Origin of the sequence: Leucothrix mucor DSM 2157, assembly GCF_000419525.1 — a bacterium.
In the GTDB taxonomy this organism is placed as follows: Bacteria; Pseudomonadota; Gammaproteobacteria; order Thiotrichales; family Thiotrichaceae; genus Leucothrix; species Leucothrix mucor.
Genome location: NZ_ATTE01000001.1, coordinates 1,354,994 through 1,368,983 on the forward strand (window position 1 = coordinate 1,354,994; position 13,990 = coordinate 1,368,983).

The 13,990-nt window shown below is 46.4% G+C and carries 13 protein-coding genes; 5 read left to right on the forward strand and 8 right to left on the reverse strand.

The window, feature by feature from the left end; genetic code table 11:
- Window positions 1-203: 203 nt before the first annotated feature.
- Window positions 204-476, forward strand: a complete 273-nt coding sequence (locus LEUMU_RS0106005) for a hypothetical protein (protein WP_022951373.1) — start codon at window positions 204-206, stop codon at window positions 474-476.
- Between the two features lie 1,289 nt (window positions 477-1,765).
- Here LEUMU_RS0106005 and LEUMU_RS0106020 read toward each other — a convergent pair.
- From LEUMU_RS0106020 to LEUMU_RS0106030, 3 genes are read right to left on the reverse strand one after another with little or no spacing between them, the layout of a single operon-like run.
- The gene (locus tag LEUMU_RS0106020) at window positions 1,766-2,803 is read right to left on the reverse strand and encodes a PDDEXK nuclease domain-containing protein (protein ID WP_022951376.1); all 1,038 of its coding nucleotides are present in this window, start codon (window positions 2,801-2,803) and stop codon (window positions 1,766-1,768) included.
- Between the two features lie 43 nt (window positions 2,804-2,846).
- The gene (locus LEUMU_RS0106025) at window positions 2,847-3,956 is read right to left on the reverse strand and encodes an S-methyl thiohydantoin desulfurase family protein (RefSeq protein WP_022951377.1); all 1,110 of its coding nucleotides are present in this window, start codon (window positions 3,954-3,956) and stop codon (window positions 2,847-2,849) included.
- Window positions 3,957-3,983: 27 nt separating this feature from the next.
- The gene (locus LEUMU_RS0106030) at window positions 3,984-5,294 is read right to left on the reverse strand and encodes a purine-cytosine permease family protein (RefSeq protein ID WP_022951378.1); all 1,311 of its coding nucleotides are present in this window, start codon (window positions 5,292-5,294) and stop codon (window positions 3,984-3,986) included.
- Between the two features lie 136 nt (window positions 5,295-5,430).
- On the opposite strand from LEUMU_RS0106030, the gene LEUMU_RS0106035 reads away from it, so the two are divergent.
- From LEUMU_RS0106035 to ygiD, 3 genes are all read left to right on the forward strand, one after another.
- Window positions 5,431-6,333: a LysR family transcriptional regulator gene (locus LEUMU_RS0106035; RefSeq protein WP_022951379.1), complete on the forward strand. Its 903-nt coding sequence runs from the start codon at window positions 5,431-5,433 to the stop codon at window positions 6,331-6,333.
- Between the two features lie 202 nt (window positions 6,334-6,535).
- The gene (locus tag LEUMU_RS0106040) at window positions 6,536-7,168 is read left to right on the forward strand and encodes a DsbA family protein (RefSeq protein WP_022951380.1); all 633 of its coding nucleotides are present in this window, start codon (window positions 6,536-6,538) and stop codon (window positions 7,166-7,168) included.
- A gap of 98 nt (window positions 7,169-7,266) precedes the next feature.
- On the forward strand, window positions 7,267-8,115 hold the full coding sequence (gene ygiD / locus LEUMU_RS0106045; RefSeq protein ID WP_022951381.1) for a 4,5-DOPA-extradiol-dioxygenase: 849 nt from the start codon (window positions 7,267-7,269) through the stop codon (window positions 8,113-8,115).
- A gap of 119 nt (window positions 8,116-8,234) precedes the next feature.
- Here ygiD and LEUMU_RS24925 read toward each other — a convergent pair whose 3' ends face one another.
- The 4 genes from LEUMU_RS24925 to LEUMU_RS0106065 form a co-directional block, all read right to left on the reverse strand.
- Window positions 8,235-9,515: an AAA family ATPase gene (locus tag LEUMU_RS24925; RefSeq protein ID WP_022951382.1), complete on the reverse strand. Its 1,281-nt coding sequence runs from the start codon at window positions 9,513-9,515 to the stop codon at window positions 8,235-8,237.
- On the reverse strand, window positions 9,512-10,171 hold the full coding sequence (locus tag LEUMU_RS0106055) for an RNA ligase family protein (RefSeq protein ID WP_022951383.1): 660 nt from the start codon (window positions 10,169-10,171) through the stop codon (window positions 9,512-9,514). The genes LEUMU_RS24925 and LEUMU_RS0106055 overlap by 4 nt, the downstream gene beginning before the upstream one ends.
- Window positions 10,172-10,479: 308 nt before the next feature.
- Entirely contained in the window at window positions 10,480-11,181 is a 702-nt protein-coding gene (locus tag LEUMU_RS0106060) for a helix-turn-helix transcriptional regulator (RefSeq protein WP_022951384.1), read from the reverse strand.
- A 17-nt stretch (window positions 11,182-11,198) separates the two neighbouring features.
- A complete protein-coding gene (locus LEUMU_RS0106065) occupies window positions 11,199-11,570 on the reverse strand; it encodes a VOC family protein (protein ID WP_022951385.1) in 372 nt (123 codons plus the stop codon).
- A 686-nt stretch (window positions 11,571-12,256) separates the two neighbouring features.
- Between LEUMU_RS0106065 and LEUMU_RS24930 the strand changes: the two genes are divergently transcribed.
- On the forward strand, window positions 12,257-12,967 hold the full coding sequence (locus tag LEUMU_RS24930; protein WP_022951387.1) for a hypothetical protein: 711 nt from the start codon (window positions 12,257-12,259) through the stop codon (window positions 12,965-12,967).
- Between the two features lie 80 nt (window positions 12,968-13,047).
- Here the strand turns inward: LEUMU_RS24930 and rocF are convergent, their stop codons facing one another.
- A complete protein-coding gene (rocF, locus tag LEUMU_RS0106080; protein ID WP_022951388.1) occupies window positions 13,048-13,980 on the reverse strand; it encodes an arginase in 933 nt (310 codons plus the stop codon).
- Between the last annotated feature and the right edge of the window lie 10 nt (window positions 13,981-13,990).

A 13,990-nucleotide genomic window follows, 5' to 3' on the forward strand; every position in this document is an offset into this window, starting at 1 on the left:
TACTTGGTTCTAAGAGCACAGCAGGGATACTTATTTTAGTAAGTGCTGGTAAAAGCTAAACTCCATGTTGATATTGCAGGCTACAGATAGGGTCTAGAGGTTTTTGTAAGGGCCTCTAAAAAGTACAAGCCAAACCCTATTTAGACCTGTTGCTCCTGTATATTCCTGGTGAATGCGTTAGAAATACAAAAGGAGAATCTAGTATGGGTAGTGATTATGTTATAAAAGAGGTTGAATCAAGGCTTAAATCTGGCAATAACCCACTACTGTTATTAGATTTCATTGAGTCTGAATTTAGTTGGTTACGAGATGAAATGCCTGAACTGGGGGGGGCGATTGACGAGTATCTGTCAGAAATAGAGCAAATTTTAAGTGGGCATTTGCCATTAACTGATGCACAAAAAGAAGGCGTTAATGCCCGTGTCTTTTTAATGCTAATTACTCTCAGCGTGAGAAAGCCACAGAGTGACTGCTAAGCCCTAAACTACTCTTAAGTTGTTGGCTGGATTGGTCAGAACGAAGTTAAAAACGTATCGCTAAGGTCTATTTCATCAGTATTTAGCCTTTTGGGCTGTGTCATCAAACGGTCGTCTAACAAGACACCTCGTACTCTCTAGGTTTTCTCTCAGAAACACCGAAATAATGTTCCGTAAAGCCATCTCATCAATCAAGATCCCACAAACTCATCTCGTTCAATAATAACTAGGACTCTCGATATAAGAAACTTGAACAGAATATTGCTTAGCGCGACTTTTCGTTCCACTGGGCCTCATACCTCTTAACGGTATGATTCAAGCTCTTAACTCTGAAATAAGCCCAAGTATGGAATCACTTTACAAATTCTAGCGGACTTTGCTCATCAAATGATTAAACGATAGATTTCTTTTGATTTGGTGTATTAAGTGGTAAATTTAGGCTTAATATTTATGGTAGTAAGCGCGCTATGCAGGCGTTAGGTGTTTTTCCAATTAAGGAATAAGAATGACAAAAAAAGATAGAATAGCGATCGTTGTATCAGTGATTTATTCATTGTTTCCAATATTCGTAATGATAGATAGTGAAAAAGGGGCTTTTTTCTTCCTTCTTCCAGTTTTTATTTACTGGGGGTATAGGTTCATTCAAGGTGACGTTAGCTTCATAGGGAAGAAAGATGATCATTCATAGTAGGTGCAAAAAGTGCAGCGAAATTCTCAATGTTGTTGAGCTTAAAGACAACCCTGAAGGAGTCGGTATGGTCTGTGTTGACAAATCTAAATGTAAAGAGCGTCAACAAAAGGCAAAGCAAAAACACACCTAATAAGCCCCTGGTGGCGATGTAAGAAAGCTATTCGAGCCTAACAGGAAACCTTATTTTTGATCATTTTAATGATTCCAATTACTAGGCATAACGCCGATTATGCGAACCATCACCAATCATACTTAGGAGCCAAATCCCTACGGAGTTCATCCAGAAGCTTCTCCAAACCACCGTCTCAGTATTTACCGGAGCAGCGGGCTAAGTGTGAGAAGAAGCATAAAAACGCTCGCAAACTAGGGGCGATTCAAGCAATTTCTAGTGTATTAGCCTTTGCTCTATCTAGTTTCTGGAGTACTTCAGACCAGTTAACGCTGCTACTTTGCGCTCATCAATCAGTTCCTGAGCCAAATCAGTCTCTTGTGGAATATGTTGGCAAGCAGCATGAATGGACTGCCAAAGTTGTTCTTTAGCCGTACGTTTGTGAGGCTTGAAACTATTGATAGTATCATTTCAAGACAACGAACGAGACTAATGTGTTTCGTAATTCATCCGCTCTTGTAACAACTCGCGTTCTCTTTCCAATTCAAGTCGCAGCTCTTCCTCACTGGGTAGCTCAGTCATGTATTTAGACGCAAATAGATTTGCGTTATCATTCAGGACAGAATACTTGGCAACAGTATGATTGTTTTCAGTGCAGAGAATTAAACCAATCGTGGGATTGTCATCAGACCGTCGCTTTTTCTCCTCATACATGCGCACATACATATCCATTTGGCCCACGTCTTGATGTGTGAGACGCTGCATTTTCAGGTCAATGAGTAAGAAACACTTGAGGTGGAAGTTGTAGAACACCAGATCAATATAATAGTCGCCATCGTCAGTGCTGATGCGTTGTTGGCGCTCGACAAAAGCAAAGCCTTTACCCAGTTCTAACAGGAATTTTTGGAGGTTTTCAATTAAGGCTTGCTCCAGTTCGCTTTCTTGAAGTGAATCAGACGGCAAGCCAAGAAAGTCAAAGATATAAGGATCACGTAAATAGTCTTTGGGTGAAATAGCTAATGGCTTGGTCTTTTGGTCTGCCTCCTCAAGTACCGGTTGTTTTTCCTTACTGGAGAGGAGGCGTTCGTAATAGAGAGTGCCGATTTGACGGCTTAAAGCTCTTACGCTCCAGCTTTGCTCAATCGCTTCTTTCATGTACCACAAGCGGGCTTGCTCGTTTTCAATACGAGAAAGGGTGCGATAATGCGACCAACTCAATTCGTGACACAGTGTGTCACGAATTGGAAACGCTAGATAAACCAACCGCATATAGCGCAAATTTGACGTATCAAAGCCTTTACCAAATTCAGCAGTCAATGATTGCGATAATGCCTTTAGTAACGCTTTTCCATACTCCGCACGGCTTTCACCTTGCTGTTCATGCTCGACAATCAAATAGCCAATCTGCCAGTAGGTTTGAACCATCACTGTATTGAACGTAGTTACTACTTTTTGACGGCTTTGGCTCAGCAGTTCTCTAACACTATCCAGCAATTGCTTGTCTTGAGGGGCTGGGGTGTTGGTCATAGGGTATGTCCTTGGGCTTAATATATCAGGTGATTATATACTGCTAATCACCATTACCCATGACTGGTTTATAGGAAATATCCAAACCCATATAAGCAGGCCCAAAGGCAGACAAGCCCTTACTAGTCGTAAACTCCTTCGGCGCAGGCAATAAAATCACTGCCACATTCATCCCCTCAACGGGGTTGGGATTGGTCAATGGCTCACCTTTATCCAAATCCAGCAGGCAAATCAAATCCGGTATCGTGACTTGTATTTCCCCATCCAACCAGCCCAGCATATTCTCGTTTTTCACCTGAATATGGTACTCAGAGCCTTGATGCTCACCGCTGCCATTGATGTAAATATCGCCCAGTGTAAAGCCTGCTTCTGTTCTAAATTCAGCAGCGCTAATCACGCCTCTAAAGCTTACATCACCACCACCATGACGAGCAATTTTAGCGGCTAAGTCCAGCTTATCCCGCTTAGATTCGCGGAACACGCGGCCCAGCTCCAGCGCTTTTGAGATTGAGCCTTTAATCACCGAGTCTGCAATTTCTTCAATCGCCAGAGCATGATCAATCGCGGCAATGTCATTACGGCTGATCATCGCTAAGGCTCTGACAATCTGCTCAGCGCGCATATCATCCATTACATTTTCACAGATAAAGCACTCGCCAAACTCATTCGCGGTGATGATTGGCGCGGCGGGTAAGCCATTGAAGTAATAAGTTGAGTGCGTTATCTCAGGTACGGCTCTGCCAGCCGGGTCGGCATCAATAATATGGCCATCGGTCATGGCCGCCACATAGAATGAAATGGCCGTATTAGAGCCGCCCAGCTCACAGCAAATTGTCCCGTAAAATTCACTGCCGCTGTAGTCTTGCAAGCGTTTGAAGGCGGTCATAATGGCTGGCTCGCTGGTACGTGGCAGGCGGGCGTATTGTTTTTCTTCATGCTCTGGCAGGGCTGAGATTGCGCCGAGTAAATAGGGCGTGCACACCTTGGAGCCTGCGGGTACATCATCAACGCTGACTAGGCGGAACTCTTTGCCTTGTGCCAGTGCGGAGTCAATGTATTGAAGCCCTTCGTCGAGCTCGCCACCGCCGCCGGTTCCAAGAATTGCGCAGCCGTATAAAATGTCAGTCAAATCCTGACGGGATAAAATTCTCATGATTGAAGTCCTGAAGTGAGTAGCGAATTAAGCGATGACTTTTTGTGGCAAGGTTTTGGCCAGCGCGTAGTAACAAACGGCGGCGACTAGTAAGGAGTCCAGTGCCGAGAGTGGCGTCAGAAACATAATCTGAGACTCAGACAGGTAGCCAAATACAGAGGCAATCACCCAAGCGACAATGGCGGGGATGCCAATCGCAGGTAGGCTTTCAAGCTTCGTCATCGTGTAATCTCCTTTATTGATCAGGAAGAAATCGACGATATAAATAGCCGCCAATGGTGTGGCAGCGATGCCGATAAAGATCAGGAAGTCAGTGAAGTAACGGTCCATAACCCCAGCCACTGCGCCTGCCGTGGCAATCGCCGAACCGATCAGAGTGATCTTCCAGCTGGGCACTTTTGGCATAAAGGTGGATAGGGTGAGAGTGGCCGAGTAAAGGTTGGTGATATTGGTGCTCCAGGTCGCAAACACCAGTACCAGTAGCGCTGAAAATACCACGCCCATGCCAATCATAATTAAGGTGATGTCAGCTTGTGAGGTCACGATGGCGGGAATCGAGGCGACTGTCATAACTAGCGGAAAAGTAATGCCAATGCCAACCAGTGAGGCGATATGGCTTTGTTTGTCGTTAGGGCAGTAGCGGGTAAAGTCTGGCATAAGCACGGCGGTGAGCACGGAAAGGCCGATGTTAATGGAGATCAGTGTCATTACCGTGTCCGCTTGCGAACCACCTTCCCAGACTGTGCTGGCGTCCATTTTTGTGAATGCAAGGTAGGCGATATAAAACAAAAACAGGGCCAGTAACGGCACAGACAAAATCGAGAAACGCTCAACGGCGGCATAGCCGAAAATGGTGGTCGCGGTCATTAGGATGGACGATAAAATCACCGCCACCTGAATATTGATCTCCCAACCGACCAGCTCTTTGATGCCGTCAGCCAGCGCGGCTCCAAACACTTCGCAGGTCACCGAATACCAACCCAGCAGGGTAATCGCCATCAGGATATTGGCCAGCTTGGCACCGGTTTTACCGAATGAAAACTGGATGATCATATAGGTGCTAAGGCGTGAGCGGGAACCGATAATGCCGGTAAACAGTGAGAGCAGGGCGACAAAACCGCAGCCCAGCCAGAACCCCAAGTTAGCGTTTAAAAAGCCGCTATTGATCGCGGTATCGGAGCTCACCCAGATCGCTGGGAGGGTAATACCAATGGCACAAATCACCATTGCTACGCGTAAGCCCGTTGTATTGATATGAGCAGGAACCGGTTCGAGCGTGTAGTCTTCGGTCAGCTCGCCGAGTGTGGTTTTGCTTATTGCTTGCGGTGCGTCAGCCATGATGTCTCCCTTGTGTTGTGTATCCTGAGACTCAGCATAATGAATGTTAGATTGCTTAAACATAGGCTGATATGATCTGATACATTGAGTAATGCAAATGTATCAGATTACTAACGACTAACCACAGGCTTTACCTATGCTAAAGCAACTCAGCGCCGCCGATTTAAGAGCGCTCTCTATTTTTCAGACCATTTGCCGCAGTGGTGGATTTGCCGCTGCGCAAGATGCTTTGGATTTAAATCAGTCTACCATTAGCAATCACATTGCCGGCTTTGAAAGTCGCATTGGCTTTACGCTGTGTACGCGAGGCCGCAAAGGGTTTCAGCTCACTGAGCGGGGCAAGGTGGTGCTTAGCTTGTATGAAAAGCTGGCGGTGAATCTGGATAGTTTTTGCAATGATCTGCAGTCACTGCATGACGAATCATCCGGTGTGTTGCGTGTGGGCATGTTGGATCATATTATGACTGAGCAGCGGTTTTCGACCGTCTCACTCATTGCTGAGTTTACGCGGCAAGCGCCGAATGTGGAGCTGCATCTGATTGAGAATACTCAGTTTAATTTGCATACCGCGTTGGTGGAGGAGCAGATTGATCTGGTGATTGGCGTGGTGGTGTCGAACAGTAATTTTGTGAAAGCGACCAAGCTCTATGATGAGCTGCATCATGTGTATTGCGGTCAGGGGCATCCGTATTTTGATAAGCCCAGTGAGGCGCTGTCTGAGCGGGATCTTGAGATTGCCAACTGGGTTACTAATGGCTATCCGCCTGGGATATTTTCGATGCAACCTTTCCCGTGGGTGAAGTCTTCGGTGATCGCTAATAATATTGAAACCATTGCCATGACGTTAATGGCAGGGCGGCACATTGCTTATTTGCCGGCGCATTTTGCGGAGAAGTTTGAAACGCAGGGGCTGTTGCAGAAGTTGATGCCAGAGAGTATGTCGCAGGATGTAGAGATTTCGATTGTGGCTAAAGCAGGGCGTCGCCAGAGTGCGGCAATGCGGAAGTTTCAGCGGATTTGTATAGAACAAACCCGCTGAATCTGTGGCTTGAAATCATTCCCGATAGTAGCCGCTGCTGATTATCAAGTGTTTGCCACCGTATAATAATTCTATTTGCTCGATTTAAGAAACAATGATGCTCTTGGTCAGGTGTTTTTCCAAGCACAATACCACCTTACACTTGCGCCATATTCAACAAATATAAGAAGGATGCAACCATGAACACAAAGACGGCAATGAAATGGTAACGGAGCCAGTAAAAGTCCATTACTTCTATGATCCGATGTGCGGATGGTGCTTTGGCGCGACGCCTTTGATTGAAGCATTGGCTGAGTCAGAGAAGGTAGAAATACGCTTTCATCCCGGTGGTATGATTCAACGTCAGACTATACCAAAGCAGTTTAAAGATCACATTCTCAAAAGTGACCAATCAATTGCAACGGTGACGGGAGCGTTATTTGGCGAAGCCTATGTGAATCGCCTGAACGGCACTGATGACTTGGTCTTTGACTCCTATCTGCCAACCAGAGCGATCCTGGTTGCCGAAGAGATGGGAGCCGGTCCATTGACCATGCTCAAGGCTATTCAGGCGGCGCATTTTCAACAAGGGAAACACGTTGAGCAGCCAGAGACATTAGCCGAAATTGCAACATCAATCGGTTTGGATAAAATATCCTGGTCAGAAAATATGAAACATGCTGAGTCACGAGCGGTTGAAGCAATACAACAAAGCCAGAAATTAATGGGCCAATATCAGGTGCAAGGCTTTCCAACGTTAATTGCTGAAACTGCTAATGGTCTTCAAAGGCTGGAACATACTTCGTACTACAAAAATGTTCCGGGCTGGAAGAACCTGCTAAGTACTCTCAGCTGATTAGAAAAATCACCACACAACAATAAGTTAAAATAGAGGTAAATTAGATGAATCGCAGACAGTTTATAATTCGTTCGGGAGTGTTATTAGGTACTTCAATGAGTACTTTATTTGCCGAGGCAATCGCACAGCAAAGCCTGCCAAAGACACCTAAAATGCCTGTTTTATTTATTGGGCATGGTAGCCCAATGAATGCGATTCAAAACAATCGGTATCACCAAAGCTGGAATAAACTGGGTCAGAAATTACCTGCACCCAGTGCCATTTTGGTGGTATCCGCCCATTGGCTAAGCTATGGAACGACGCAGGTTATGGCGACGCCAGAGCCGGAAACGATTAATGATTTTGGTGGGTTTCCGCAGGCGCTTTTTGACAAGCAGTATCCGGCGAAAGGCTCTTTGGAAACGGCAGAACTTACTAAGGAATTGCTGCAAGGACGAAGTCAATCTGGCTTCCAATTGACTGCAGAATTAGAGCACAAACGTGGTCTCGATCATGGTACTTGGAGTGTGTTGGCTGCGATGTACCCTGATGCGAATATTCCGGTATTGCAGCTAAGTATTGATTATGAAAAACCGGCGGCGTATCACTATGATATTGGTCGCCAACTGGCTGCATTGCGTGAACGAGGTGTACTGATTATTGGCAGTGGTAATATCGTGCATAATCTTCGCGCACCACGTATGGCCAATAGAAAGCCTTATGATTGGGGTCTTGAACTGGATAGTCAGTTAGGATCAGCTATGGCTGATCACAATGATAAACCGCTCATTGATGCACCGACTAAACAAATTAAAATCATGGAGCTGGCTCACCCAACTCTGGAACATTACCTGCCTCTGCTTTACACCTTAGGGGCGAAAAGCAAGCAGGATAAAGTTGAGTTTTTTAATACTGACTTTGCGAGTAGCGCGATTTCAATGCGCTCGGTGATGTACTCCGCTTAGCAGTGTAAGGTTCTTCTCCGAAGACTGCACAGTATTGGTCGTCACTTAAAAGAGGCTCCAACAAAGCTCCCGCAGGCAATAGACAATCTAAAGCCTGCGCTTTTGTGCACTTCCGATGATTAGCAAAACCCATCATCCGCTTCCCGATAGTAGCCACTGCGGAATAAAGTCTTACCCTTTTCTCCCACAACCCAATACTGATGTGCTTCATTCAGCGTTGGCAATTGATAATCATCAAACTGCTTATTCAACACACTCTCGGGCACACTGTATTTGCGTGCGCGGTTGTTTTTAGCGATCAGTTTTTCCGACTGCAATATCACCACTAACGTCACCAACGCATGATAGTCACGTGCCAGATCAGCAATCAGTGCCCGAAAGTCGCTGCGTAGATTAGTGGCATCCCAAACAACGCCTTGCTTCTTGCGCAATGACACCCGCAGCAACTCTTTAGCCGCCTGAATGATCTGGCCTTTGTTCTTTTGTATCGAACGATCGCCATTAAATTCCTCACGCAACACATCCAGAGAAACTAGTTCGTAGTCCGGATAGTTCTGATTAATCCATGTGGATTTTCCCGAACCACTGGGTGCACACATCACCACCACATGTGGATGATCTTCCCGATGCTGATAGGTCGTACCTAAGGCTTCTTCCGGCTGCGTGATCTTGCCATTTTCCAGCTGATATAAAGCATGCGAATACACGTAGTCCTGAACATGAGACGGTAATTGATCCAACTCAGGCGCCAGTTTACTACGCACATCTAACGACTGATTCCACACACCATACTCTTCTGCAAGCAGCTTAAACTCTTCCAGATAAAGCAATTGCTGAGCCATATCAGGACAGGTTCGACCTCGCATATCCGCCACTTCCAACCAGTACACTAACTCCGTATTCACTTGCCGCGCCAGTCGCCAATAATCATTGGCGGACTTGTTTCTGACGACTAACAATTTAGGCATGTGGTGTTCACCGACCAAATTCAGCACCGTCCAAATCACTTCAAAAGGTAATTCCCAATCCTGTAATTTGAAGGCTAAATAAGAGCGCCCAATATCCTCATGCTGTGGCGCACCAATACGGATTGTTCCCTGAATATCTATTTCACGGGTACGAATTGGCTTGGCGATGTCATGAAGAATCACGCCTAAAATAAGCGCCTGACGCTGCCATCCTTGTATATGACTCGCCTCATTTCCAAACAATAAATACAGCTCATCCAACACCATGCCAGTGTGAATATGCACATCACCTTCGCCATGCCATTCTGGATCTTGCGGCGTACATTTGAAACGATTTAGGTAATCAATGTGCGGGCCTAACATCTCTACACACTCATCGATATCAGGCGCTGCATCGACTGCCAGACTTTCTAACCAGACTGTTATTTTCATGATGTGCCCTCCTTTTTCTGAGCCTGTAAACCAGCCTGCAAGCCATTCGGCACTATCTCAGCTTGCATCCAATGTTGGTCGGTTTGCACGTGGTTTGGCCGCACCCATTTGGCAACACTCTGCTTAAATTCATCATAAGCAAACTGCTCAGCCAAGCGCGCGACATAGCCTTCCACCACACCTTGATCAATATGAATGTCACGGATCAACGCTTCATCCCACACGCCACGATAAAGCACCGGCGGGGTATGGATACCCAGTAGTTCAAACCATTCCTCGGTTTCGGTCCAACTCATGCAGTTGTTATCAGCACTCCATACGGAGAAGCCATAAAAATAGCTCTGTAAATTTTGATACGCCACTGAGTGCCGGGCGTACAGGTTTTCACCGCAGATACGCCATCCCTCGGGAATCTCATGTGCGATAGTGCTATGCCAGCGCTTGACCCAATCGCGAGAAGGGTGATTTCGGCTATCCAAAGAACGCGCATGGGTATGGTCACGATAGAGCGTGGTATTTTCGCCATCCATTTTTTCGGTGACGATAATCTCGCGCCCCACAAAATGATCGGTATTGGCTGTGCACACATCATCGCTGCTTACACCCGGAGACCAAGGTAAGTGATGCGTGCGCGGATATTTTATGTAATTTGACATTGTCTTAATCCTACGGAACACGCCAAATGTTCAATTAGATATTAGATTGAATTTAGCTGGCTCCAAACACTTTTAAAGCACACGAATTCGAACGACTGAGTATTAAAACTGAGTAGTTAAGCGCCGTTAAAGAACGACATCGTGCGTTAAGTTATTGCTGTGTTTGATTAAGATAATTACATGACTCTGATGGAGTTGTCGGCCATAGGCCTAGTTAGAATTATTCTCCGAGAGTAAATGGTTTACTTCCGGCTGTCTACCAGTGAATTTCAGGAAAGGAAGTAAAGTGTTGAGCCGGACTGAATAGGTTATTGATCGTCGCAACGACTTTGCTCCAACTGCATTCTCGCCAGACAGTCTTGCAAGCTTTGCCCGGGCTCATCGTTAAAGACACGTGCTAACACCTTAATACTTTGAATACGGTCCAAGCGAAAAGTACGAAACGTTTGGCGCAGTTCACACCATGCGCTGAGCGTCCATACATTACCCCAGAAAAATAGGCCTAGCGGCTTCACTTCGCGCTGGCTAAGTTCTCCATCGGCACGTTGATAACTCAGCTCAATATAATGATGGTCGTGAATGGCTTTACGGCAAATATCGAGGGTACTTTCCAAGTCTTCACGCTGGCCAAAGCGGGGCGCATAGAGCTTGCTGTCATCCAGCACATGTCGCAGCTCTTCGGGGATGACGGCATAGACTTTATCCATCACCGACTGCGCGCTAATGCTTAACTCCGCACCGCCCCAGGATTGCAGCATGCGAGAACCCAAAACCAAGGCTTCGATCTCGTCAGCATCAAACATCAATGGGGGAATATCCAGCGAATAACGCAAGTGGTAACCGACGCCTGTTTCACCTTCAACAGGCACGCCGGAGAGACTCAAATCCTGCATGTCGCGATAGATAGTCCGGGGCGAAACTTCTAAGCGATCAGACAGTTCTTGCGCTGTTACCAAGCGCTTATTCCGCAGTATTTGTACGATTTGGAATAGTCGGTCAGCACGGCGCATAGTCAGATATCCTTTGCTCAGTTCATTGAATATAAACCGATACGATTGCCTTCGCTATCTAAAAACTGCGCGAAATAGCCTTTGTCGTCGCCAATGTTAGTTTTAGGAACCAGTACCTTACTGCCTCGTTCAATGGCGCGATCGAGTATGGTGGTTAAGTCGTCTGCACCGAAGTAAATCACTTGTCCGGTCGCCGATGGTTCATAGTCTTCTGCCTCTATTAACATGCCGCAAGTATCCGTTTCGGAGCCATCGAACATCGACATTTTCATACCCGGCATATCCTCATCGCGAAACGTGCTTTGGGTGACATAGCTGTAAAACTGTTTGGCACGGGCCATATCTGTTACGGGGATTTCGAACCATACTGCTACTTTACTCATTTCCATTGGGAAGCTCCTTTGTGTGTTGAATGAGAGTTGAGTATGCAGGGGTCTTACTGACAGCTTTATGTCAGTAGTGGGGTTAGCAAGCTAAAACTAAAACTCTGTCACCCTCAATATCGCAGTCCAGAAACTACGAGTGACCCAATATCATTTTTTTCGCTAAACACTGAAAATGTGATTATCGATGAGGCGCAGCAATACCCGGAATTGTTTCGTGTATTGAGGGGGGGGTAATTGATGCGAACCGCAAATTAAAAGGGCGTTTCCTGCTGACGGGGTCCAGCTCGCCTGAGATAGTGAAGGGGATTACTGAAAGTTTGGCAGGTCGTATTGCAACGGTAGAAATCAAGCTGAATTCTGTTATTAAACGACAAGCGCTTCGTGGGCTGGAAAACTTTATCACAGACGTGAAATGCCCTTATGGCATTGTGATCAATAGGGGCAAACGGGTTGAGTTTCTCACTGAAAAAATTGTGCAGATACCGGTGCAATTTATCTAGAAGTGGTACGCATATCGATAGGTAATCACCAGAATCACCACGAATTGATTTTCATAAATATTTAAATTAATTGCAGTTTTTTAGTTTTTCTCTCCTATGCTTAATTTCTTAAGTAGTCAACGAACTGACTCCTAGGGGCATTGTAAGATCGCTACGATTCAAAACGTACACAACCCAGAGAATAATTAAATGGACTCAGTTTCCAACCGCTCTTTTTTTTATATTTCAACATTCACTATCATCTCAGCACTGCTTTTAAGTGTTGCCATGAGCCTGCTATCAGTCGCTCACGCCACCTCATGGAGGCCACCACCAGGGGAAGTGACAGGCTACAATCTCAAATTTGCAACCGTTGTAAATAAAGTCAATCAGTACACCGATTTCGTTCAAACCCGTGGCAAAAAATGGGTCGAGAAAAACAGTGCAGACCGTGTCATCCATAGCTATACAGAAGCAAACCGGGATGCTTCGTCAGTTTATCTAAAGGATCACTCGCGTAAATTGCGACTTGAGCTCAATTTGCAAAATAAGACGCTCTATGTTTATGACCATTGGAAGTTTGGATCAACGAAGCGGGATATTGGCCTTATCCACCACAGCTTTTTAGTAGTGCCACCAAAGATACAACCCGCGCCAGTGTCCCCTAGTGAAGCGTGTCGTAGAGCCGGTGGAGAGATGAAGTCGGGTCTGGGGGTAGGGAATATATTTTGTGTTAAGCCGGCCAAGGATGCTGGCAAACGATGCACCGATAGTAGCCAATGTGAAGGGCGTTGTGATTATAAACCATTGGTACCAGGTGGTACGTCCGAAGTCATTGGTCAGTGTCAGGTGACTATTCCATCTTCCAACTGTTATCAGGAAATGAGAGCTGGTCGGGTTGGCCCCAAAATTTGCCCTTAAGTAGTGTCAGCATTGTGCAGCTATGGCCATTGTAATATGGCCATAGCTGCTTATTTCATCAGACTCTCTGGGAATTTGGGCTATAAAATGCACTCACCCAAAGCACTTTTAATCAACAACACCGCACGCTCAGCAGACACGTTTTTATGGTCTAAAAACGGGTTCAACTCCACCACATCCATCGCCAACATGTTCTGGCTCTCAGCGCACAGCTCTAGCAGCAAATGCGCTTCGCGGTAGTTCACGCCACCTTGTACCGTGGTGCCGGTGCCGGGAATAACCGAAGGATCACAGCCATCCAGATCAAAGCTCAAATGGAAGCCTGCCGTATTATGGCCCACTAATCGAATCGCTTCGCGGCTTACCGCAGCCATGCCCATCTCATCAATATCGCGCATAGTGAACACGTGAATGCCCGCATCGCGAATGATTTTCTGCTCATTGCTATCGATATCACGCACGCCGATCAGTACCACATTTTCCGGTTTAACTTTTGCGCCAGGGGCCAGAATATCAATCAGATCCTGATCGCCTTTGCCCAGTAAATGCGCCAGTGGCATGCCATGAATATTGCCGGATGGGGATGACTCCGGCGTATTCATATCGCCATGTGCGTCGAACCAAATCAAGCCGATTTCCTGTTGCTTCGTCTCGCGGTAAAAATGCGAGGTCGCAGAGACTGAGCCCATGGCCACCGAGTGATCGCCACCGGTAATCAGTGGGAAATTTCCCTGCTCCAGCGTAGCATAAGCCACATTGGCCAGATCAGTACAAACCTGCAGTATTTCTTGCTTGTAACGGGCTGAGCTTTGGCCGTCGACTTTGCGTTCCTGTGTTTCTTTTTGCGGAACGCTAATGTCGATATCGCGGGCCACTTCATAACCCATTTTGCGCAATGCGGCGCGTAAGCCAGCCACTCGTAAAGCCGAGGGGCCAGCGTCGGTGCCACGGCGTGATGCGCCTAAATCGAGCGGCACGCCGATCACTTGGATCGTGGTTTGATGTCTGGTCATAGCGTTATTC

Bases quoted from the DNA above. Each gene is read 5' to 3' on its own strand.
- LEUMU_RS0106040 (WP_022951380.1), top strand. From the start codon at position 6,536: ATGGTAACGGAGCCAGTAAAAGTCCATTACTTCTATGATCCGATGTGC.
- LEUMU_RS24930 (WP_022951387.1), top strand. From the start codon at position 12,257: ATGGACTCAGTTTCCAACCGCTCTTTTTTTTATATTTCAACATTCACT.
- LEUMU_RS0106005 (WP_022951373.1), top strand. From the start codon at position 204: ATGGGTAGTGATTATGTTATAAAAGAGGTTGAATCAAGGCTTAAATCT.
- LEUMU_RS24925 (WP_022951382.1), bottom strand. From the start codon at position 9,515: ATGAAAATAACAGTCTGGTTAGAAAGTCTGGCAGTCGATGCAGCGCCT.
- LEUMU_RS0106060 (WP_022951384.1), bottom strand. From the start codon at position 11,181: ATGCGCCGTGCTGACCGACTATTCCAAATCGTACAAATACTGCGGAAT.
- LEUMU_RS0106065 (WP_022951385.1), bottom strand. From the start codon at position 11,570: ATGGAAATGAGTAAAGTAGCAGTATGGTTCGAAATCCCCGTAACAGAT.
- LEUMU_RS0106035 (WP_022951379.1), top strand. From the start codon at position 5,431: ATGCTAAAGCAACTCAGCGCCGCCGATTTAAGAGCGCTCTCTATTTTT.
- LEUMU_RS0106020 (WP_022951376.1), bottom strand. From the start codon at position 2,803: ATGACCAACACCCCAGCCCCTCAAGACAAGCAATTGCTGGATAGTGTT.
- LEUMU_RS0106055 (WP_022951383.1), bottom strand. From the start codon at position 10,171: ATGTCAAATTACATAAAATATCCGCGCACGCATCACTTACCTTGGTCT.
- LEUMU_RS0106030 (WP_022951378.1), bottom strand. From the start codon at position 5,294: ATGGCTGACGCACCGCAAGCAATAAGCAAAACCACACTCGGCGAGCTG.
- ygiD (WP_022951381.1), top strand. From the start codon at position 7,267: ATGAGTACTTTATTTGCCGAGGCAATCGCACAGCAAAGCCTGCCAAAG.
- rocF (WP_022951388.1), bottom strand. From the start codon at position 13,980: ATGACCAGACATCAAACCACGATCCAAGTGATCGGCGTGCCGCTCGAT.
- LEUMU_RS0106025 (WP_022951377.1), bottom strand. From the start codon at position 3,956: ATGAGAATTTTATCCCGTCAGGATTTGACTGACATTTTATACGGCTGC.